General features: G+C 68.4%; 23 protein-coding genes and 1 tRNA gene. 9 read left to right on the top strand and 15 right to left on the bottom strand.

Annotation, left to right across the window (positions count from 1 at the left end):
- Window positions 1-59 precede the first annotated feature (59 nt).
- From SPR02S_RS62935 to SPR02S_RS09120, 5 genes are all read right to left on the bottom strand, one after another.
- Window positions 60-392, bottom strand: a complete 333-nt coding sequence (locus SPR02S_RS62935; RefSeq protein ID WP_158697795.1) for a hypothetical protein — start codon at window positions 390-392, stop codon at window positions 60-62.
- A 327-nt stretch (window positions 393-719) separates the two neighbouring features.
- Entirely contained in the window at window positions 720-1,592 is an 873-nt protein-coding gene (locus SPR02S_RS09140; RefSeq protein WP_026150362.1) for a GNAT family N-acetyltransferase, read from the bottom strand.
- Between the two features lie 88 nt (window positions 1,593-1,680).
- A complete protein-coding gene (locus SPR02S_RS62930; RefSeq protein WP_019056643.1) occupies window positions 1,681-1,848 on the bottom strand; it encodes a hypothetical protein in 168 nt (55 codons plus the stop codon).
- A complete protein-coding gene (locus SPR02S_RS09130; protein WP_019056642.1) occupies window positions 1,845-2,972 on the bottom strand; it encodes a radical SAM protein in 1,128 nt (375 codons plus the stop codon). The genes SPR02S_RS62930 and SPR02S_RS09130 overlap by 4 nt, the downstream gene beginning before the upstream one ends.
- 435 nt (window positions 2,973-3,407) lie before the next feature.
- Window positions 3,408-3,773, bottom strand: a complete 366-nt coding sequence (locus tag SPR02S_RS09120) for a hypothetical protein (protein WP_245607531.1) — start codon at window positions 3,771-3,773, stop codon at window positions 3,408-3,410.
- 192 nt (window positions 3,774-3,965) lie between these two features.
- On the opposite strand from SPR02S_RS09120, the gene SPR02S_RS09115 reads away from it, so the two are divergent.
- Genes SPR02S_RS09115 through SPR02S_RS09100 form a run of 4 tightly spaced genes read left to right on the top strand, consistent with a single transcriptional unit; the run spans window position 3,966 to window position 5,923 of the window.
- On the top strand, window positions 3,966-4,373 hold the full coding sequence (locus tag SPR02S_RS09115; protein WP_019056639.1) for a hypothetical protein: 408 nt from the start codon (window positions 3,966-3,968) through the stop codon (window positions 4,371-4,373).
- Window positions 4,345-4,869 (top strand): DUF6879 family protein, encoded by a 525-nt coding sequence (locus SPR02S_RS09110; RefSeq protein WP_019056638.1) that lies wholly within the window; start codon window positions 4,345-4,347, stop codon window positions 4,867-4,869. The genes SPR02S_RS09115 and SPR02S_RS09110 overlap by 29 nt, the downstream gene beginning before the upstream one ends.
- Window positions 4,870-4,876: 7 nt before the next feature.
- Entirely contained in the window at window positions 4,877-5,731 is an 855-nt protein-coding gene (locus SPR02S_RS09105; protein WP_019056637.1) for a helix-turn-helix domain-containing protein, read from the top strand.
- A gap of 9 nt (window positions 5,732-5,740) precedes the next feature.
- Window positions 5,741-5,923: a DUF397 domain-containing protein gene (locus tag SPR02S_RS09100; protein ID WP_019056636.1), complete on the top strand. Its 183-nt coding sequence runs from the start codon at window positions 5,741-5,743 to the stop codon at window positions 5,921-5,923.
- 248 nt (window positions 5,924-6,171) lie between these two features.
- Here SPR02S_RS09100 and SPR02S_RS09095 read toward each other — a convergent pair.
- The 6 genes from SPR02S_RS09095 to ehuB all read right to left on the bottom strand — a co-directional run bounded on the left by SPR02S_RS09095 (window position 6,172) and on the right by ehuB (window position 10,391).
- A tRNA-Lys gene (locus SPR02S_RS09095) sits at window positions 6,172-6,245 on the bottom strand.
- Window positions 6,246-6,344: 99 nt separating this feature from the next.
- The gene (locus SPR02S_RS09090) at window positions 6,345-7,103 is read right to left on the bottom strand and encodes an IclR family transcriptional regulator (protein WP_019056635.1); all 759 of its coding nucleotides are present in this window, start codon (window positions 7,101-7,103) and stop codon (window positions 6,345-6,347) included.
- A 220-nt stretch (window positions 7,104-7,323) separates the two neighbouring features.
- Window positions 7,324-8,121 carry an ectoine/hydroxyectoine ABC transporter ATP-binding protein EhuA gene (gene ehuA, locus SPR02S_RS09085; RefSeq protein WP_019056634.1) on the bottom strand — a complete coding sequence of 266 codons (798 nt, stop codon included), beginning with the start codon at window positions 8,119-8,121 and terminating at the stop codon, window positions 7,324-7,326.
- Window positions 8,111-8,761, bottom strand: coding sequence for an ectoine/hydroxyectoine ABC transporter permease subunit EhuD (gene ehuD / locus SPR02S_RS09080; RefSeq protein WP_019056633.1), 651 nt, complete (start codon window positions 8,759-8,761; stop codon window positions 8,111-8,113). Before ehuD ends, ehuA begins: the two co-directional genes overlap by 11 nt.
- Window positions 8,758-9,477 (bottom strand): ectoine/hydroxyectoine ABC transporter permease subunit EhuC, encoded by a 720-nt coding sequence (ehuC, locus tag SPR02S_RS09075; protein ID WP_019056632.1) that lies wholly within the window; start codon window positions 9,475-9,477, stop codon window positions 8,758-8,760. The genes ehuD and ehuC overlap by 4 nt, the downstream gene beginning before the upstream one ends.
- Window positions 9,474-10,391, bottom strand: coding sequence for an ectoine/hydroxyectoine ABC transporter substrate-binding protein EhuB (gene ehuB, locus SPR02S_RS09070; protein ID WP_078622846.1), 918 nt, complete (start codon window positions 10,389-10,391; stop codon window positions 9,474-9,476). Before ehuB ends, ehuC begins: the two co-directional genes overlap by 4 nt.
- Window positions 10,392-10,438: 47 nt before the next feature.
- Between ehuB and SPR02S_RS09065 the strand changes: the two genes are divergently transcribed.
- Window positions 10,439-10,933 carry a DUF3830 family protein gene (locus tag SPR02S_RS09065; RefSeq protein WP_019056630.1) on the top strand — a complete coding sequence of 165 codons (495 nt, stop codon included), beginning with the start codon at window positions 10,439-10,441 and terminating at the stop codon, window positions 10,931-10,933.
- Window positions 10,934-10,993: 60 nt separating this feature from the next.
- Here the strand turns inward: SPR02S_RS09065 and SPR02S_RS09060 are convergent, their stop codons facing one another.
- Together SPR02S_RS09060 and SPR02S_RS09055 are read right to left on the bottom strand one after the other, a co-directional pair.
- Window positions 10,994-12,370 (bottom strand): amidase, encoded by a 1,377-nt coding sequence (locus SPR02S_RS09060; protein ID WP_019056629.1) that lies wholly within the window; start codon window positions 12,368-12,370, stop codon window positions 10,994-10,996.
- 22 nt (window positions 12,371-12,392) lie between these two features.
- The gene (locus SPR02S_RS09055; RefSeq protein ID WP_019056628.1) at window positions 12,393-13,355 is read right to left on the bottom strand and encodes a D-2-hydroxyacid dehydrogenase; all 963 of its coding nucleotides are present in this window, start codon (window positions 13,353-13,355) and stop codon (window positions 12,393-12,395) included.
- Window positions 13,356-13,525: 170 nt separating this feature from the next.
- On the opposite strand from SPR02S_RS09055, the gene SPR02S_RS09050 reads away from it, so the two are divergent.
- The gene (locus SPR02S_RS09050) at window positions 13,526-14,311 is read left to right on the top strand and encodes a maleate cis-trans isomerase family protein (protein WP_019056627.1); all 786 of its coding nucleotides are present in this window, start codon (window positions 13,526-13,528) and stop codon (window positions 14,309-14,311) included.
- The gene (locus SPR02S_RS09045; protein ID WP_019056626.1) at window positions 14,308-15,042 is read left to right on the top strand and encodes a maleate cis-trans isomerase family protein; all 735 of its coding nucleotides are present in this window, start codon (window positions 14,308-14,310) and stop codon (window positions 15,040-15,042) included. Before SPR02S_RS09050 ends, SPR02S_RS09045 begins: the two co-directional genes overlap by 4 nt.
- 134 nt (window positions 15,043-15,176) lie before the next feature.
- Here the strand turns inward: SPR02S_RS09045 and SPR02S_RS09040 are convergent, their stop codons facing one another.
- Window positions 15,177-15,596 carry a MarR family transcriptional regulator gene (locus tag SPR02S_RS09040; RefSeq protein WP_019056625.1) on the bottom strand — a complete coding sequence of 140 codons (420 nt, stop codon included), beginning with the start codon at window positions 15,594-15,596 and terminating at the stop codon, window positions 15,177-15,179.
- A gap of 71 nt (window positions 15,597-15,667) precedes the next feature.
- On the opposite strand from SPR02S_RS09040, the gene SPR02S_RS55445 reads away from it, so the two are divergent.
- Window positions 15,668-17,137 carry an MFS transporter gene (locus SPR02S_RS55445; protein WP_245607530.1) on the top strand — a complete coding sequence of 490 codons (1,470 nt, stop codon included), beginning with the start codon at window positions 15,668-15,670 and terminating at the stop codon, window positions 17,135-17,137.
- Window positions 17,138-17,183: 46 nt separating this feature from the next.
- Complete coding sequence (locus SPR02S_RS09030) at window positions 17,184-18,320, top strand: LLM class flavin-dependent oxidoreductase (RefSeq protein ID WP_019056623.1); 1,137 nt, start codon at window positions 17,184-17,186, stop codon at window positions 18,318-18,320.
- Here SPR02S_RS09030 and SPR02S_RS09025 read toward each other — a convergent pair.
- Window positions 18,308-20,263, bottom strand: a complete 1,956-nt coding sequence (locus SPR02S_RS09025; protein WP_019056622.1) for a putative bifunctional diguanylate cyclase/phosphodiesterase — start codon at window positions 20,261-20,263, stop codon at window positions 18,308-18,310. The genes SPR02S_RS09030 and SPR02S_RS09025 overlap by 13 nt on opposite strands.
- Between the last annotated feature and the right edge of the window lie 169 nt (window positions 20,264-20,432).

Here is a 20,432-nt window from a genome sequence, read left to right as displayed (position 1 = left end):
GGACGGAAAAGACGGGGTGCGTTCGTGTAATGACTGACCAAAGCTGAGCCAGGACAGAGTCAGCTCCCATCACGGCTCACCTCTTCCGTCGGATTTGAAGAGGCCACGTCGAGCTGGTGTCTCGGCCCCATGAGGGGTTGACCGCCGAGAGGCTGTCCATGGGTAAATGCCTCACTCTGGAGTCGTTCGATGATTTTCATCGCTGCGATCCCAGCGATGACCGCACCGAAGCCACCCGAGACCTGCCCCGATGTGCCGAGCGCCATGGCCACACCAACGCCGAGGGAAAGTCGCAGGATCGCCGCTAGGAGATAGATCCCCCGCGAGGGACCATCGTCAACTCTCCAGGGCAGCTTCTTATGTGTCTCCAGAACGCGGACAAAGTCTGCCACCTCGACAAGTGAGGCCCCCAGCGCGCCCCACAGGCCAGCTTGCCACCACACCATCGAAGCCCCCAGGATCCTGCACGTAAAAGTCGATGGTTCCAGTTCTGTGGGGGGAAGGGGTCCCCTACGGCCGGGTCAACTCCACTTTGATGAAGGAGGAGAGCGGGGTGGACGGGCAGCCAGGAGCGCCAAGCAGCCGAGATCCAGCACCTGGTGCCTTGTAGGACCACTGGTGTCGGTTGAAGCGTGGAGCGAGGTCGTCTTTGCGCGGGCCACCGGAGGCGGATACATCACTCCTCTTGCCAACACTGGCGTCAGAAGCCGTGTACAACATCATGAGGCCTGCCACCAGTAGGTGAAGCCGAGCGACGTCAGTCCTTCGGACCGGCAGAGGCGGTCCGAAGGACCTCTGACCTCGGTTTGCAGGAGTTGGTAGGCGGCTCCGTTGACCTGCCCCCAGTGCATCGCGGCACGCCACAGCAGACGTCCCAGTCCCTCGCCGCGGTAATCCTGGAGAACGCCGAAGTACTGCGGCATCAGCTGAGGGGTGCCGATCGCGTCGGGACGAATCTCCATGGGGCCGATGGCGCCGGCCACTTTGCCGTCCAGGACGGCTGTCAGGACTGGGCCGACCATCCCGGCCCGCATCTGCTGGTAGAGGAAGGTGAAGCCGTCCGCGGTCATCTCATCGGCGAAGGCGGCGAAGGTGCCTTGTGCTCCCGCTGGCCACTCGTCGAAAGGGCGGACGGGACCGTCCGGGGCCGGGTGGACGGTCGCCCTGAAGTCCTGGAGCTGGATGCGCGTACCGCGCCCGTCTGGTGCCTCGGGACCGAGGAAACGCACAATCCGCGCCTTCCCAGCGCCGTGTTCGGCGGCCAGTTTCTGAGCCAGCTCGGTGGCGACGAAGGCGCTGTCGGGCTCGATGCCGTAGAGGTGGACCTTGACCATGCCGGAGCCTCGCCGGGACAGCGTGGGAATCAACGTCTGGCCCGGCCGGTGGACGATGCCCTCGACGAGAACGGTCTCGTCTTTGCTGTCGGACCAGCGGATGTCCTTGTCGTAGCGCAAGAACCACCGGTCGGTGGAGGCCGCGATCAGTGTGTCCGTGAACAGGTCTTCGGTGAGGACGGACGGGTGTACCGGTCCGATCGTCGGCACGTAGGGCGCCGACACCACTGGACGTAGCCAGTCCCAGCGGAATCGCATGTGCTCAGGGTACTCATCTCGTGCTCGAAGGCTCAGGCCTCGACGCTGATTCGCCGGGGCCTGAGCCCGTGTGACCGGATACGTTCGGTCAGTTCGGGTTGTCGTCGCCGGCCGCGCAGGAGCAGGCGCTGCCCTCCATCAAGGCGTCGGCGTCGGGCTCGATGACGAGTGCCGTGGTGGCGACGAGGGTGGTGGGCAGAGCCGGGCGGATAGCCGGCGGGCGGCTGGTCTGGATCGTGACGGGAACGGGACTCATGAGTGCACCATCTCCTTGGTGTCTCCGTGCTGGCAGTAGGTGTTCAGTGGTGCCTTCGCCTCCTGGTAGACCTTGGCGAGCGGTCGACATACCCGGCATGAGCCGGAGATCGAGCAGCCCGTGCAGCCACCGGTGCGAAGCATGAGCCGATCGGAGATCGCTCCGAGTCGGCGCAGGCCGTCGATCCCCTCGGTCATGAGGTTGATCTGGTCGTCGCGACCGATCTTGCAGATCGAGACCATGGCGTGAGGGTCGGCGTGGAAGAAGGTCACTCCCGCGTTGCAGCCCTGGAAGACCGGTCGCTTGCGAAGGAATTCCGTCGACTGGACGAGCAGCGGCTCGCCCGTGCCCGAGAAGGTCGGCTGCATGTTGGTGTAGACGTGGTGGTCCAGGCCCCAGCCCTTGACCAGGTCCACCATGGCGTCGACCTCGTGGGCGTTGTCCTCTGTGACCACGACGGACACTCGGAGCGGCAGGTTGGCGTTGCGAGCGGCGGCCATGCCTCGCTGGAAGTTCTTCCACGCGCCCTTGCGCTGGGTCAGCTCGTCGAAGGACTCCTCCGTGGCGCCGTACACGCTGACGACGACGCGATACGGCGGACAGTCCCGGAACAGGCGGAGCAAGTCGGGCTTCCACAGACGCGAGGCGTTGGTGGAAACCGTGAGCATCATGCCCTGGCGGTACGCGTACCGGTAGGCGCCCTCGAAATCGGGATCGACCGTCGGTTCGCCACCCGTGATCTGGAGCCAGAGGACCCCCGAGTCGCGGAAGATGTCGATCAGCTTGACCTTCTCGTCCCAGCTGAGGCCGGCCAGGGGGCGTTCGCCGAGGTAGCAGTGCTTGCAGCCGAAGTTGCAGTAGAGGTTGATCTCCCAACTCGCCCGCGCGAAGCCGAGTTCGGTCGGCTCGCGTATCAGGAGCGTCGAGTCGGCGGCCTCGCCGTCGAGATCGAGACCCCAGGCTTCGGCCGCGGTTTCTACCAGCCAGTCCGGCACACGGGTATTGGAACTGCTGCTCCGCCGCACCTCCTCGTAGTGCTCGGCTGGCAACCGCACACAGGTGGTGCTCCCCGGCCGGACGGCCAGGTGGCCATCCAGGAACGGGCTGACGATCAGCTGGTGCATCCGATACCTCCTGGGGTTGAGCCCCACCCCAGCTCGTACGGGGGAACCGAGCTGGGGTGGGAGCTACATGGCAGGACGCGCGTCCAACCGCTGGTGGTAGGAGTGGACGACCCAGCGACACCACTCGCAGCAGTCGCCACAAGCGAATACCGGGGCCGATAGGCCGCCTACCTCGACCGGGCCGATAAAGATCACGAGTTGATCGGAGCGACGGCAGAGCAGACAGGTGCCCATGATCCACTGGCGACCGGTCATGCTCCGGCCTCGATGCGCTCCTGCCGAGTCCGCGTCACAACGAGTTGCTCAGGATTGTCGGCCGGCCACTCGGAACGAGCAGGGGCCCTGAGAATGGGCACACCACGGCTGAGGTCCGTCACGATCGCTCGGCATCCGGGTTTGTACTCGACCTCGTCTCCGGCGCCAGGCCGCTTGCTGTCAGTCACGGCGGGGTACCCCGCCGTTCCGCTCGACGTAGACCCACAGCAGGCGCCGGGTGAGGTTGGCTACGTCGCGCATGAAGAAGAAGGCCGTAAAGCTTGGCGCCCGTCTGCCGGGACGGTTGGTCAACTCCAGCAGCTTGTACGCCTGGCGGAACAGGTCCATGACGTCGTCATCGTCATCGGCGCCCAGGTCTTCGGCCAGGAGCAGGCTCAGGAGACCGACGACTCTCGTCGTCTTGAAGTCGATGTCCTCACGGGTCGACGTGCTCAACTCCATCTTCAGCACGCCATCTGTTATGTCCGAGATCAGCTCGACATCGATGGGCAAGTTGTCGACGCCGGCCTCGGGTTCCTCGGTCACGCTCGCCACCACGCTTCTCCCCTCGATGCCGCCTCCGCGGACTTGGGTTCGAGAACGAACGTAGAGCGACCAGCGCCCAACTCCCAAGGAGATTGCGCGAGTTTGCAGCAAGTCGATTGACGGGCTCGAACGGCTCCTCGACGATCGACCTGTCGCGCAAACCTGCGCAAGACAGCGGACGGGAGAGCAACCATGAAGCTACGGTTCCTTGGTAAGAACTCCACCCCCGGAGACAGCCCCACCCTGTACGCCAGTGACCAGGACAGCTACGTCATCCAAGGCTGGAAGATCTTCGCCAACGACCTACTCGCGCAGCTCGACGTACCGGAAGGACAGACCGCGGTAGAGGTGCCGACCGAGCTGTTCGAGCACCTGACCAAGGACGGCCAACTGTCCGGCGAGATCAGGAAGTTCACCGCCCCGATCATGCTCGTCACGGAACAGGGAACATGCGTACTCCAAGGCCCGGAAATGCACGATGCTGAAGCCCTGAACCAGATGCGCATGCCCGACTATGAGACCTGCATCGAGGTCCCCAAGTCCTCGATCATGGCCCTGCTGGAGGAGAACGGTGGACCTGATCACCCCCGCACAGCGTGACGAGCTGTTCCGCAGCTTCGAGCGCGACGCCTTCCACCTGGAGCTGCGGGACGACTACGGGTCTCCCGTCGAAGACACGCCGTACGCCAGGTGGCAGCGGGGTGAGCCGGACGACTACGTGTGGCTCGATCCGTGGATGACGCTGATGAAGCGCGTCACGGGTGAAGGTAAGACGGTGCGACGTGTCCGAATTATCACGGAGCCTCACTCCGAGTACGTCGGATGGGAGTACTCGCTGACCCACCTCAACATCGAGGCCGGCGAGGACATCCGATGGCTACCGCGACACCGATTGCCCGAGGGCGTCACCTTCCCCCTGGCTGGCAACGACTGGTGGCTGTACGACGATCGTCTCCTTGCGGTCGGCCACTTCGATCCGGAGGGCCGTGTCCTGGGCTCCGAGATCATCGAGGACCCCGACACCGTGGCCGCATGTGTCCGCGTACGCGACTTGCTCTGGGCCGACGCCATCCCACACGCCGAGTACAAGCCCTGACCCATCAGTGAGCAACCAAGCGCAAGAAGCACGAGAGGCACTGGGTGCCCGGCTACGCGGATTCCGCAAGGATGCGGGGTTCGCGAGCGGTCGGGCATTCGCCGTAGCCACCGGGTGGGCGGAGTCCAAGGTCTCCCGGCTGGAGAACGGCAAGCAGAACCCCAGCGAAGACGACATCCGTACCTGGTGCATGAAGACCGACCGGCAAGAGCACCTCGCCGACCTGATCGCCACGGTGCGGCACATCGATGAGCTGTGGCTTGAGTGGCGTCGGCAGTTCCAGACCGGCGCGGAGCAGCGGCAGAAGAAGGCCTTGCCGATCTACGCCAAGACCAAGGTCTTCCGCATCTGGCACCCGACGCTGGTGTGGGGAACCCTCCAGACCGCGGAGTACGCGGCCGAGACCTTCCGCCAGGTCGTCGACTACTACGAGATCCCTGACGACGCGGAAGCCGCCACCGCCAAGCGGCTGGAACGACAGCAGTACCTGTACCGAGGCAACCGGATCTTCAACGTCGTGCTCGGCGAGCAGGCGCTCTACACGAACTTCGGAGGACCGGAGGTGATGAAGGGGCAGCTCGACCGGTTGCTGGCGGTGATGCGGCTGCCCCGGATGAGCCTGGGCATCATCCCGCGCTCCGCGTCCATCGGTATCTGGCCCGGCAACTCCTTCTCCATGTTCGACGACAAGCTCGTCCTCGTTGAGACCTACTCGGCGGAGTTCTCCGTCACACAGCCCCGAGAGATCGAGTTGTACACCAAAGCCTTCGCCCTCTTGAAGCAGTCAGCGGTCTACGGCACCGCTGTCCGCGACCTCATCCTCACCGCCAGCCAACACTTCGATCAGACGCCGAGCGATTAGGAGAGCACCATGCAGCCTGTAACCCTGAACTGGCGCACCAGTTCCTACACCGGGACCGAGAACTGCGTTGAAGTGGCAGACAACGAGCCGACGATGGTGATGGTGCGGGACACCAAGGAACGCAGTCGTAGAGCTGTGGCCGTCCAGCCGGTCACTTGGGTGGCATTCGTGGAGTTCGCCAAGGAGAGGTAGCGCTTCTGGACTCCCGCGTGGTCGTCGTCGTGACTTCATCAGTGCCAGGGCACGTTACTCACGTCGCCTCAGGTGGTCGCCCGGCGAATCGTGATCTTTCCGCCGTTCACCCGGTGCGCCGCCGCGCTCGTTCCCCAACCACCCGCCGTACAACCGGACGACGCCGCCGTCAGCCCCTCGCTGGCATCCGACCCCGAAAACGACCAAGGGCACCCTTCCGATGAGAAGGATGCCCAGGTCACACACAGTGCGCCGCCAGGGACTCGAACCCCGGACCCGCTGATTAAGAGTCAGCTGCTCTAACCAACTGAGCTAGCGGCGCGTGACTCACGCCTTCCGCTGGATCTGAGTCTCGCGGAGGGCGACAAGAAAAATACTACCTGGTCCGGACGGGTGCTTCGGACCAGGGTCGCGACAGCCCTCAGATCGCGAGCGACAGCAGCACCGGGCCCGCTTCACGGTTCAGCGTGTCCGCCGCCTGGCGCAGGCGGTGGGCGTGTTCGACCGGGAGGGAGAGGGCCAGGCAGCCGACCGAGGCGCCGGCCGTGATCGGGACGGCCGCGCAGACCGTGCCCACCGCGTACTCCTGGAGGTCGAGGTGCGGGACGGTCGGCGGCTGGGTCTCCAGGCGGGAGAGCAGCAGCCGGTCGCTGGTGATCGTGCGCGAGGTGAGGCGGGCCATCTTGTGCCGGGAGAGATGGTCGCGCCGGCCGTTGTGGTCGAGCTGGCCCAGCAGGCTCTTGCCGAGCGCGGTCGCGTGCGCGGAGACGCGGAAGTCGACCCACTCGTTGACCGCCGGGGTGGCGGGCCCGGCCGCGTACTGGGTGATCGTGACCTCGCCGTCGACGTACCGGCTGACGTAGACCGCCGCGCCCAGGGAGTCGCGCAGCCGGTCCAGGGTCCGCTGGATCTGCTCGCGCACCGCCTGCTCCCGGCCCGCCGCGGAACCGAGCCGGCTCAGCGCCTCGCCGGTGATGTACGCGCCGTCGGTGAGCTGCTCGACGTAGCCCTCGCGGCGCAGGGTCCGCAGCAGTATCGTCAGGCGCTCGGTGCCGAGGCCGGTGCGACGGGCGAGTTCGGTGTCCGTGACGCCGGTGGCGTGTCCGGCGACTGTCTCCAGGATGCGCAGTGCGTCCTGTACCGAGTGGTAGGGAGCGGTCGGCTCGTGCATCAGCGCCACGGTGTTTCTCCCTGCGCTCGCTTTTTGGGCCGTGATACCGGACAGCGAATCCCCTCCACGATAGCTGTCAAACGGCCGATGTGGAGCGGCTGTTGGCGAGATTATGGCCCTCCTTACGGCCTCCCAACTGCGGCGCGAGACAATTGGCATATGCCTTGGTCATTGCCCGTGGCGCGGACCTTGGGTGTTCGATTGCTCACGTGTCGTAATTGAATAATTGTCAAAGAATCGCGCCGAGGAATTCCCGGGTCCGCTGTTGTTCCGGATCGCCGAAGATCTGCTCCGGCGGGCCCGATTCGATGACCTTTCCCGAGTCGAACATCAGGACTTGATCCGAAATATCACGGGCGAAATTCATCTCGTGGGTCACACAGAGCATCGTGATGTCGGTGGTGCGGGCGATGTCCCGCAGGACGTCGAGGACGCCCGCGACCAGTTCCGGGTCGAGCGCGGAGGTCACCTCGTCCAGCAGAAGGACCTGCGGGCGCATCGCCAGCGCCCGTGCGATCGCGACGCGCTGCTGCTGGCCGCCGGAGAGCTGGGTCGGGCGGGCGCCGGCCTTGTCGGCGAGGCCGACCAGGTCGAGCAGCTCCAGGGCGCGCGCCTCCGCCTCGTCCTTGGGCAGGCCCAGGACGGTGACCGGTGCCTCGGTGACATTGCGCAGCACGGTCATGTTCGGGAACAGGTTGAACTGCTGGAACACCATCCCGATCTTCTTGCGGATCTCCCGGATCTGCTTCTCGGGCGCGGGGAACAGCTGCTCCCCGTCGACGGTGATCGTGCCCTCGTCCGGCTTGGTCAGGGTCATCAGCAGCCGCAGGATCGTGGTCTTGCCCGACCCGGAGGGACCGATCAGGGTGACGTGCTTGCCGGACTCGACGGCGAAGTCGAGGTCGTCGAGCACGGTGTTGGACCCGAAGCGCTTCGTCACATGGTCCAGGCGGATCAACTCGCTGCCGTCCACCGGGGGGTTGGCGTTGGCGTCGGTTTCCTTCGTCAGGGGCGTGTCAGCGGACAAGGCGTCGCTCCAGGGCTCGGATCAGCAGGGAGGCGGGATAGGAGATGAGGATGAAGGCCACCCCGATCACCGTGATGGGCTCGGTGAACTGGTAGTGCTCCTGGGAGAACAGCCGGGCCTGGCCCATCAGTTCGAGCACGGTGATCACCATCAGGATCGGGGTGTCCTTGAGCATCGCGATCACGTAGTTGCCCAGCGCCGGGATCACCCGGCGGATCGCCTGCGGCAGGATCACGGCCGTCCAGGTCCGGCGCACCGGCAGGTTCAGCGCGGTCGCCGCCTCCCACTGGCCGACGGGCACCGCCTCGATGCCCGCGCGGTAGACCTGCATCGTGTACGTCGAGTAGTGCAGCCCGATCGCGAAGACACCGGTGGTCAGCGCGGAGAAGGTCAGGCCCCACTCGGGCAACACGTAGAACAGGAAGAACAGTTGGACCAGCAGCGGGGTGTCCCGCACGAACTCGGTGACGATCCCAACTGGCCAGCGCACCCAGCGAGTCGGCGTCCGCATCAGCAGCGCCCACACCAGCCCGAGGACGAACGAGATCAGTGATCCGAGGACCAGGATCTGCAGGGTGACTTTCAGGCCGTCCCAGAAGTACGGCATGAACTCGCTCACGGCGTTCCAGTCCCACTTCACGCGACGCCACCTCCGACACCCGTGGTCTGCGCGCGCTTCAGCTCACGCGCGGCCTTCTCGTTGCCGGGCGCCTTGCCGATCCCCGCCTTCAGCTTCTTCTCCAGCCCGCGCATCAGCCGGGTGAGGGCGAACGCGATCACGAAGTAGATGAGCAGGATGTACGTGTAGATCTCCGCGCTCTGCTGCAGCGCGAGCCGCACCAGGTTGGCGCTGAAGGTGAGATCGCCCATGCCCATGACCGAGACCAGGGCGGTGCCCTTGAGGAGTTCGATCAGCAGGTTGCAGAAGGACGGGATCATCTCCGGCACCGCCTGCGGCAGCAGGATCAGCCGCATCCGCTGCCAGGGCGTGAAGCTCAGCGCGACCCCGCCCTCCTGCTGCGCCGGGTCCACCGCGTTCAGGGCGCCGCGCACGATCTCCGTGCCGTACGCGCCGTAGGTCAGGCCGAGGGCGAGGGTGCCCGCCCACAGCGGGACCAGTTGCCAGCCGAAGGCGACCGGCAGGACGAAGAACACCCAGAAGATCATGACGAGGGCGGAGGTGCCGCGGAACACCTCGGTGTACAGACCGGCGAGGAAGCGGACGATCCACAGCCGGTGGGTGCGGGCGATGCCGACGACGAAGGACACGGCGGTGGCCAACAGCGCGCTGAGGACGAGGAGTTGGACGGTGGTCCAGATCCCCTTGAGGACGAGTTCCCAGAGTCCCGAGGTCATCCGGCGCAGAGCTCCTTCGCGGTGAGGTTCGTCATCTCGGCCTTGGTGAACCCGAAGGGCCGCAGGATGCGGAACAGCTCCCCGCTCTTCTTGAGCTTGTGCAGCTCGGCGTTGAAGGCGTCGCGCAGCTTCGTCTCGGTCGGCCGGAACGCGAAGGCACCCCCGTCGATCCGCGGTTTCCCGTCGACGAGCGGCGCGAAGGGCGTGGTCGACTCGGCCTTGGCGGACTTCTTCACGACCGCGCGGGTGGTGAGCGCCGTACCGGCGAAGACGTCAACTCGCCCTGCCTCTACGGCGTTCAGCCCGGCGACCTGGTCCGGGACGATCAGGATGTCGCTCTGCTTGTACCCGGCGTCGACGGCGTGCTGGATCTGGGCGTACCCGGTGCCGGTGGCGAACTTCGCCTTCTTCGCGACGACGTCCTTGTAGGTGTGCAGCCCCTTCGGATTGCCCTTGCGGACGACGAACGCGTCGAGCACCTGGTAGTCCGGGTCGGCGAAGATGACCTGCGCACAGCGTTCCGGGGTCACGTACATCCCGGCGGCCACGACGTCGAACTGCTGCGAGTTCAGGCCGGGTATGAGCGAGCCGAACTCGGTGGGCACGGGCTGCACCTTGTCGACGCCGAGCCGCTTGAAGATCGCTTCCGCCAACTTCGGCGCCTCACCGGTCAGTTGACCGTCCCTGTCGATGTACCCGAACGGGATCTCACCCGCGATCCCCAGCCGTACGACGCCCTGCGCCTTCAGCCGGTCGAGCAGTTCACCCCCGCTCGTGGTCGACGCGGTGGCCACACGACTGCAGCCGGCCGCGCCCAGCGCACCCGCCGCCGCCACCCCGGCGAGCAGTGCCCGGCGGGTGTGACCCGGCGTGTGACCGGATGTGTGTCTGTCGTTCCCAATTGGTGGAGCCATGGGCGCGCAGCTACCCGACCGCTCCCGGGTTATGCACTCTGGAAGACATGACGGATCACTTCATCGAGGTCTCACTCGCAAAGCGGAACGTCCACTGCCGGGCAAAACTGCTGGTAGAACGTGCGCCGCTGACCTGCGCGGCCATCTGGGACGCACTCCCGCTAATCGGCGACGTCTACCACGCCAAGTACGCCCGCAACGAGATCTACGCCCTTTTCCCGCCATTCGCAGAAACGGAACCCCCGCTGGAAAACCCCACAGTCACCCCCATACCGGGCGATCTCTGCTATTTCGCCTTCGCCGGCACGGAACTCGGCACGAAGGCCTACGGCTACGACCGCGAGGTCCGCGCCGGCACGACGGTCGTCGACCTGGCCCTGTTCTACGAACGCAACAACCTCCTCCTCAACGGCGACGTGGGCTGGGTGCCCGGCATCGTCTGGGGCCAGGTGGTCGAGGGCCTGGAGGAGATGGCGGAGGCCTGCAACGACCTGTGGCGGTCGGGGGCGGCGGGGGAGAGCCTCAGCTTCCGGCGGGCGTAGGGAGCCGCTGAGACGGTCGCCGCCGGAGTGACGTCCGGCGGCGACCGCGGGCAGTCCGGTTCAGCCCGCCCCGTCCAGCGCGTGCGCCGCCCGCAGCACCAGCTCGTCCCGGTGCCGCGCCCCCACGATCTGCATCCCGATCGGCAGCCCGTCCCCGTCACTGCCCACGGGGACGGTGGCGGCGGGCTGCTGCGTCAGATTGAAGGGGTAAGTGAACGGGGTCCAGCCGGTCCAACGCCGGTGCCCGGAACCCTTGGGAACCTCAACTCCCGCCTCGAACGCGGTGATCGGGAGCGTCGGCGTGACGAGGAGGTCGTAGCGCTCGTGGAACAGGCCCATCCTGCGGCCGAGTTCCATACGGGCGTCCACCGCCGCCAGGTAGTCCAGCGCCGAGAATCCCGCCCCCGTCGCGCAGATCTCCCGCAGCCCCGGGTCGAGCAACTCCCGTTGCTGCGGCGCGAGTTTCTGCGTCACCCGGGCCGCCCCGCTGAACCACAGGGTGTGGAAGGCGTCCACCGGGTCACTGAAGTCGGGGTCGGTCTCCTCCACGTACGCGCCGAGCGCGGCCAGCCGCTCCACGCCCCGCCGTACCGCCGCCGCGACCGCCGGACGGACGGCGACCTGACCGCCGAGGGACGGGGAGTACGCGATCCGCAGGCCGCGAACCCCGCCCGCGAGCCCCTCCGTGAACGAACCCGGCGCGCGGTCGAGCCCCGACCAGTCGCGGGCGTCCGGTACGCCGATCACGTCCAGCAACAGCGCCGCGTCCGCCGCGTCCCGGGTCATCGGGCCGACGTGCGACAGCGTGCCGAACGCGCTCGCCGGGTACAGCGGCACCCTGCCGTACGTCGGCTTCAGGCCGAAGATGCCGCAGAAGGACGCGGGGATACGGACACTGCCGCCGCCGTCCGTGCCGAGCGACAACGGGCCCGCGCCCAGGGCAACGGCCGCCGCGCTCCCGCCACTTGAACCGCCCGCCGTGCGTGAGGGGTCGTGCGGATTGCGGGTGATCCCGGACAACAGGGAGTCCGTCACGCCCTTCCAGCCGAACTCCGGGGTCGTCGTCTTGCCGATGAACACCGCGCCGTGCTCACGGAGTCGGGCCACCGAGGGCGCGTCCTCGTCCCAACTACCCTGCTCAGCAACGGTCTTGGAGCCGCGCAGGGTCGGTGTGCCGCGCTGGAGCAGGATGTCCTTGACCGTGACCGGCACGCCGTCCAGCAGCCCGGACGGCTCCCCGCGTCGCCAGCGTTCCGCCGATTCGGCCGCCGACGCCAACGCGCCCTCCGCGTCGAGCCGTACGAACGCGTTCACGGCGGGCTGGATCTCCTCGGCCCGATCGAGGGTGGCGCGGGTCGCGTCCACGGGACTGAACTCCCTTCTGCGGTAGCCGTCGAGGAGTTCCACGGCGGTCAGCTCGGTGAGTTCGGTCGTCATCCGGCCCTCCAGAGTGGGGAGTTCAGTGCCCCGGTACGTACCCACGCTTCTTGTCGACCACGTTCGGCAGCGGCTTTCCCGCCTCCCATCTCTCGTACGCCGCCACGAACTGCGTGCCGAGTTCGTCCCGCCAGCCGACCGTGTCGCCACTCATGTGCGGGGACACGATCAGCCCGGGGACCTGCCACAACGGGCTGTCCGGGGTGAGGGGTTCGGCCTCGAAGACGTCGAGGGCGGCGCCCGCGATCCAGTGCTTGGTGAGTGCCTCGGCGAGCGCTTCTTCTACGACGAGTTGGCCCCGCCCCACGTTGATGAAGCGCGCCGAGGGCTGCATGCAGCCGAAGCGGCGGGCGTCGAACATGCCGTGCGTCTCGTCGGTGAGCGGGGCCGCACAGATCACCCAGTCGGCGCGGGCCATCAGCCGGTCGATCTCGCCGGGACCGTGGATACCGGTGCGCGGGGTGCGGCCGACGAGCGCGGTCGTCACGCCAAGTGCCTTGAGCGTACGGACGATTGCCCGCCCGATCGGCCCGGAGCCGATCACACAGGCACGCGTTCCGGCCACCCGCTGCGCCTCGCGGTGCCGCCAGGTCCGCTCCCGCTGGAGCTCCAGCGTCCTGGGCAGATCCTTGGCCATCGCGAGGACGAGGGCGGCGACGTACTCGGCGATCGGCTGGTCGAAGACGCCCCGCGCGTTCGTCACCACCGTGTCGGAGTCGGCGAGTTCGGGGCACATCAGGTGGTCCACGCCCGCGCTGGCGGTATGCACCCAGCGCGGCCGGGGCCCCTCGCCCGGCCAGGCGGCGCGTACCGCGTGCGAGGCGAAGTCCCACACCAACAGGACGTCGGCGGACGGAAGTTGATCAGCGAGCGTCGACTCGTCGGCGTGCTCGACGCGCACCCGCCCGGTCAGCTTGCCGAGGCGGGGCAGCGGGTCGGCGTCCAGGACGAGAAGGGTGGGCAGGGCAGGGGGAGTTGCGGTCATGCGAAGCCGTTTCTCGCGGGAGGTACAGCGTGAAGCACGGCGAGAGGCACCGAGCGCGGCCGTCTGACATGCACGGATTGACCACGCTCGCACTCGAACCTACCTTCGTCAACACGGACGCCCGCACGGACCGTTGTCACCCCGTTTCTCTTGGTGAGGCCGGTGTAGCCATGCATGTTTCCTTCCTGGGCGGACCCCGCCCGCAGCGCGGTGTCGGTGTCGTCGCCCCCTTCGACTTCGCGCTGGACCGTGAGTTGTGGCGCTGGGTCCCCGACGACATCTCGCTGCACCTCACGCGGACGCCGTTCGTGCCCGTCGAGGTGAGCCTCGACCTGGCCAGGCTCGTCAGCGAGCACGAGACGCTCCACGACGCGGTCCGCACGCTGAACGCGGTCGCCCCCGAGGTCGTCGCGTACGCCTGCACCTCCGGAAGCTTCGTCGGCGGCATCGCCGGGGAGCGCGCGATGTGCGAGGCGATGACCCGGGCCGGCGAGGTCCCGTCCCTGACCACCTCGGGCGCCCTGCTCGCCGCCCTCACCGAACTGGGCGCCCGCCGCATCGCCCTGGTCACCCCCTACACCGTGTCCGTCACCCAGTCCCTGGAGGAGTACCTCGCCGAGGCCGGCGTCGAGGTCACCGGCCGCGCCTTCATGGGCCTGACCCGGCACATCTGGAAGGTGCCGTACCGCGACGTCGTCGACATGGCCCACCAGGCCGTCAAGGGCGCGGCCGACGCGCTCTTCATCAGCTGCACCAACCTCCCGACGTACGACGTGATCCCCCAGCTGGAGGCGGAACTGCGCATACCAGTGATATCGGCCAACCAGGTCACGATGTGGGCAGCCCTGCGCCGACTGGGTACGCGTGCCGTGGGCCCCTATCAGGCGTTGCTGGACGAGTCCGCCCGCCGTCAGGGGCCGGTACTGCCGGAAGAACACCAGGAAGGCTGGTCATGACCGCACTCGGATTCCTCTACCCGGGTCACTCCGCCGAGGACGACTACCCGCGCATCGAACAGCTCCTCGGGAGTGACATCCGCCTCGACGTGGTCCACACGGACATCGGCGAGGACGCACACCGCGTGGACGCGCTCCTGAGGATGGGCTCCCCCGAGCGCCTCACGGCGGGCGTCGAGCAACTCCGCATGTCCGGCGCCGAGGCCGTCGTCTGGGCCTGCACCAGCGGCAGTTTCGTCTACGGCTGGGAGGGCGCCCACGACCAGGTCCGCGCCCTGGCCCGGGCCGCGGGCCTCCCGGCGTCGTCGACGTCCTTCGCCTTCGTGCACGCGGCGAAGGAGCTGGGGGTGCGCCGGGTGGCCGTAGGAGCGACGTACCCGGAGGACGTGGCGAACCTGTTCGCCGACTTCCTGCGCGCCGGGGGAGTGGAACCGGCCGTGGTGCGCGCCTCCGGCATCATCACCGCCGCCGAGGTCGGCACCTGGGGCTACGACGAGGTCCTCGCCCTGGCCCGCGCGGTGGACGCCCCGGACATCGAGGCGGTCCTCCTCCCGGACACAGCCCTGCACACGGCCGCCCACATCCCGGACCTGGAGAAGGAGCTGGGCAAGCCGGTCCTCACGGCCAACCAGGTCACGGTCTGGGAGGCCCTGCGCCTGGCGGACCGCAAGGTCAACGCGCCGGACCTGGGCACGCTGTTCACAAAGGAACCGCTGGTGCAGGCCGGCTGACCTGGCGGGGGCCGGCGTCTCCGTCGGCCTGCCGGACGACCCGGGCCGGCCGGTCGATTCGGTGGTGCCGGTCGGTTCGCTGGTGCGTCGAATTGGTCGGGCACCGCTCCGACCTACCCGCCCGCCCACCCCGCTCAGTCGGTCGGCCTCAGCAGCGCCTCCAGCCGTTCCAGCAGTGCCAGGGCCTCGGTCGGGTCGGTGGTGGCTGCCGCCAGTGCCGGGGCGATCGGGGCCTCGCGGACCGCCCTCATCCGTGCCGACGGCTCGGGGCTGGGGCGGAGCAGGGTGCGGCGGCCGTCCGTCGGGTCGGGCTCGGTGACCAGCGCGTCGGCGGAGCGCAGCCGGGCGACGCAGTTGGAGACCTGGCTCTGCACCAGGCCGGTGCGCCGGGCGACCTCGGTGACCGTGGCGCCGGGGTGGTCCCGGATGTCGGCGGCGACGATCAGGACCGTACGGGTGCTGGTGGGGTGGTCGCCGATGCCCTCGGCGGGGATGGCGGACTCCGCGATCTTCTGAAGGCGGACACCCAGCAGGAACAGGTCGTCGACGTTCATGGACCCAGATATATCAGAAAGAGATGCATCTCATCTTGATGCATCTAGATCTGATGGATATGTTTCTCGTCATGACACGGATGACGGGCATGACAGGCGCAGCCAAGGCAGGCGCAGCGAAGACAGGCGCGCCCAAGCTGCGCGGAAACCCCTGGGCCGTCCTGGCCACGCTCTCCCTCGGGTTCTTCATGACCCTCCTCGACATGACGATCGTCAACATCGCGATCCCCGACGTGATGCGCTCCCTGCACGCCGGCCTCGACCAGGTGATGTGGATGGTCAGCGGCTACACGCTCGTCCTCGCCGCCCTCCTGGTGACCTCCGCCCGGCTCGGCGACATGAAGGGCCGGCGCACCCTGTTCGCCGCCGGAACCGCCCTGTTCACCCTGGCCGGCGCGGCCTGCGGCCTGGCCACCGGGCCCACGACGCTCATCGTGGCCAGGGTTGTGCAAGGCCTCGGCGCGGCCCTGCTCACCCCGCAGACCATGGCGCTGATCGTCGCCACCTTCCCCGCCGCCCGGCGCGGTACCGCACTCGGGATCTGGGGCTCGGTCGCCGGCGTGGCCACCCTCTCCGGTCCCACCCTCGGCGGGCTCATCGTCAGTACGGTCGGCTGGCGTTGGGTGTTCTTCGTCAACATTCCCGTGGGCCTGCTGGTCCTGGCCCTCACCTTCCGCTGGGTGCCCGACCTGCGCACCGGCCGCGCCCACCGCCTCGGCCTGACCGGCGTCCTGCTCTCCGGCGCCGCCCTGACCGGCCTCACCTTCGCCCTGATGGAAGGCGACCACTACTCCTGGAACCCCGGGATCTGCACCCTGGCCGCCGCGTCCCTGGCCCTCGGCGCTCTGTTCCTCCGCCACCAGGCCCGCCGTCAGGACGCCGAACCCCTCATCCCCTTCGCCCTGTTCGCCGACCGCGGCTTCACCGTCATGACCGCCCTGATGGGTGCGATCGGCGCCGCCCTGATCGGCGCGGTCCTCCCGCTGAGCCTCTTCCTCCAGCAGCAACTCGGCCTCAGCGCGATCCACGCCGGCCTCGCGCTCGCGCCGTCCCCGCTCGTCTCCCTGCTCGTCTCGCCGTACGCGGGCCGCCTGAGCGACCGGATCGGCGGGCGGCGCGTCCTCCTCGCCGGTCTCCTCTCTTTCGGTACGGGCCTCACCGCGGCCATCCTCCTGGCCACCCCCGGCGCCCACGCCCTGACCCTCACCGCACCCCTGGTGCTCATGGGCCTCGGCACCGGCTGCATGATCGCGCCGCTCTCCACGGAGGCCATGCGCAACGTCCCGCCGCAGTTGGCGGGAGCGGCCTCGGGCGTCAACAACACGGTCCGGCAACTGGGTTCGGTCCTGGGAGCGGCTGCTACGGCGGCCCTGATGGCGGCCGGGTCGGCACCGCTGGCCGGCCTCCACCTGGCCATGGCGCTCCCGGTGGTCCTGCTCGCTATTGCGGCCGGCGTCCTCGTGGTGCCCTCGCGCCGCCACCCGACACACGCGCCCACCCCCGGGAATAAACCGGAGACAGCCTCCTGTTACGCGGAGTAAAGGGCGGGGAAGGGCACCGCACAGCTCACAACAGGAGGCACCCACCGTGGCGGCAGACGACGAGGTCCGGGGCGCGACCGACGAGATCAGGGGTGACGAGATCCGGGGCACGGCACAGGGCACCGCCCCCGTCCCCCTCTCCGTACTGGACCTGGTGACCGTGGGCGCCGGCCGCACCGCCACGGACGCGCTGCGCACCAGCGTGAAGATCGCCAAGCTCGCCGAGTCGCGCGGCTTCCACCGCTACTGGGTCGCCGAGCACCACTCGATGCCGGGCGTCGCCTCCTCCTCGCCCGCCGTGATCCTGGCCCACCTCGCCGCCCACACGGACCGCATCCGCCTCGGCTCGGGCGGCGTCATGCTCCCGAACCACGCGCCGCTCGTCATCGCGGAACAGTTCGGCACCCTGGAGGCACTCGCCCCGGGCCGCGTCGACCTCGGCCTCGGCCGCGCCCCCGGCACCGACGGCGCCACCGCCGCCGCCCTGCGCCGCACCGACCGGCTGAACGAGGGCGCCGACGACTTCCCCGAGCAACTCGCCGAACTCACCCGCTTCTTGGACGACGACTTCCCCTCCGGCCACCCCTACGCCCGCATCCACGCGGTCCCCGGCCCGATCCAGTCGACCTCGCCCGGCGGCGTCCAGTCCCCGCACCGCCCGCCGATCTGGCTCCTCGGCTCCTCCGGCTTCAGCGCCCGCCTGGCCGGCATGCTCGGCCTGCCGTTCGCCTTCGCCCACCACTTCTCCGCGCAGAACACCGTCCCGGCCCTGGACCTCTACCGCGAGTCCTTCCGCCCGAGCGCGGTGCTCGACGCGCCGTACGCCCTGATCGGTGTCTCCGCCCTCGCCACCGACGACGAGAAGGAGGCCCGCCGCCAGGTGCTGGCCGCCGCCCTCAACATGGTCCGGCTGCGCACCGGCCGCCCCGGCCTCGTGCCCACCCCCGAAGAGGCCGAGGCCTACGAATTCAGCCCCATGGAGCGGGAGTTCATCACGTCCTGGAACGCCAACGTCATCCACGGCACGGTCGACGAGGTCCGCACCGGCCTCGACGACCTCCAGAAGCGCACCGGCGCCGACGAGTTGATGCTCACGTCCCACGCCCACAACGGCGACCTGCGCCTGCGCTCGTACGAACTGATCGCCGACGCCTATGAGTTGACGGCCGATCAGGAAGCCTGATTGCAGGCCTTCGTCCCCAGCAGCTCGGAGATACGATCCGGCGCCACCGGACGGGAGTACAGCCACCCCTGTCCGGTGTCGCACCCGATACGGCGAAGCCGGGCCGCCTGCGCCGAGGTCTCCACGCACTCGGCGGTCACCGACAGGCCCAGCCGGTGGGCGAGTTGGATCATCGCCTCGACGATGACCTCGTCCGCCGGGTTCGGCGGGACACCCTCACCCTCGTACTGGAAGCCACGGACGAAGGAACCGTCCAACTTCAGTACGGAGACCGGCAGTCGGCTCAGGTACGCCAGGTTCGAGTAGCCGGTGCCGAAGTCGTCGATGGCGATGTGCACACCCATGTCGCTCAGCGCCTGGAGCGCCTGCAACGGCCGCCCCGCCGACCCCATCACCGCGGACTCCGTCAGCTCCAACTGCAGCAGCCGCGGGTCCAGTCCGGTCTCGGCCAGCGTCTGCGCCACATCCGCCACCAGATCCGAGTCCCACACCTGCCGTACGGCCACGTTGACGCTTACGAAGATCGGCGGCTCGTCCGGGTGGTCCAGCTGCCAACGGCGGGCCTGCCGGCAGGCGGTGACCAGGACCCAGCGGCCGAGCTGCACGATCGAGCCGTCCTCCTCGGCCAGTCCGATGAACCGATTCGGCGTCAGCATGCCGAACTGCGGGTGATTCCAGCGCACCAACGCCTCGACCCCGCGCAGCCGTCCGTTCTCCATCCCCACCAACGGCTGGTACTCCAGGGTGAATTCACCCCGCTCGATGGCCGGACGGAGCGTGGAGGCCAGCGCCTGGCGGGTCATGCGGTGCGCGTTGCGCTCCGGATCGAACAGCGTCCAGCGGGACTTGCCGTCCGCCTTCGCCCAGTACAGCGTCGTGTCGGCGGCCTGCATCAGCCCGGTGGCCGTCGTACCGGCCGCCTGCCGCTCGACCACACCGATCGACGCCGACAGCGACAGCCGCTGCCCGGACAGGTTGAACGGCGCCTGCAACGCCTTCAGCACCGACTCGGCGAGATCGGCCAGTTGGTCCGTGCCGGTCGAGTCCTCGACGAGCAGCGCGAACTCGTCCCCGCCGAGCCGCGCCACCAGCGGCGAACTCGCCCGGGCGTAACCCGCCTCGTCCGCACACCGCGTCAACCGCTCGGCCACGGCCGCCAACAGCCGGTCGCCGACGCGGTGTCCGAGGGTGTCGTTGACCGCCTTGAAGCCGTCCAGATCCAGATAGCACAGGCCGATCCGCCCGGTGCCGCCCTGCTCGTACGACTCCGCCTCCAGCGCGGCCGCGAGCCGCTCGAAGAACAGGGTGCGGTTGGGCAGCCGGGTCACCGGGTCGTGCATCTCCAAGTGCCGTAGCCGCGCCTGGAGTTCACGGCGGGCGCTGATGTCGGTCAGCGACAGCAGCACACCGTGCTCCTCGGCCGGCAGCGGCGCCACGCTCACCTGCACCCACAGCACGTGCCCGTCGGGGTGCTTGACCCGGCGGGTGCAGCTCAGCTTGGCCTGCCGGCCGTTCAGCACCTCGCGATAGGCGTGCCAGGTCCGCGCGTCCGACTTCAGGTCCATCAGCTCGGCCGCGACCAGCCCGGTCAGCGCGGCGCCCGCCTTGCCGAGCAGCGCGCCGAACGTGTCGTTCGCGCTGACGACCAGACCGTCGCGGTCGACGACGGCCATCGCGAGGGGGGCCGCGGAGAAGGCGGACCCGAGCGGCCCGTACTCGGAGAAGCCACCGGAGCCGCCGGACTGACGGGACGCACCGCAGTCGCTGGACCGATCAGGCTCACCGGAGCCGCTGAACCGACCGGGCTCACCGGAGCCGCTGGACTCACCGGGCTCACCGGAGCCGGGGACATGGATGCGAGGCGACGCCTCGCCTTTACTCTCTGTGACGGCCGGCCGGATGAGATCCGCCGCGGGCGCCGGCCCTTCGGACGTTCCGCTCACCGCTCGCTCCCGCAGTGCACTCGATCTTCGGATGGGTCTCGTCGGGATGGCCGACCGGGTGGGGGGCCGCCGTGCCGTGTCCGTGCAGGAAAGTGTGCCGATCATAGAGGTTGGCCCCCGGCCCTTCCAGCCACTGTCCAGTGTCCCGGAACAACGGCCGGTTCCGGCA

It is taken from the genome of Streptomyces prunicolor NBRC 13075, from assembly GCF_000367365.1.
GTDB lineage: Bacteria > Actinomycetota > Actinomycetes > Streptomycetales > Streptomycetaceae > Streptomyces > Streptomyces prunicolor.
The sequence above is the reverse complement of the archived record's forward strand: the minus strand, read 5'-3'. Positions and strand labels throughout refer to the sequence as shown.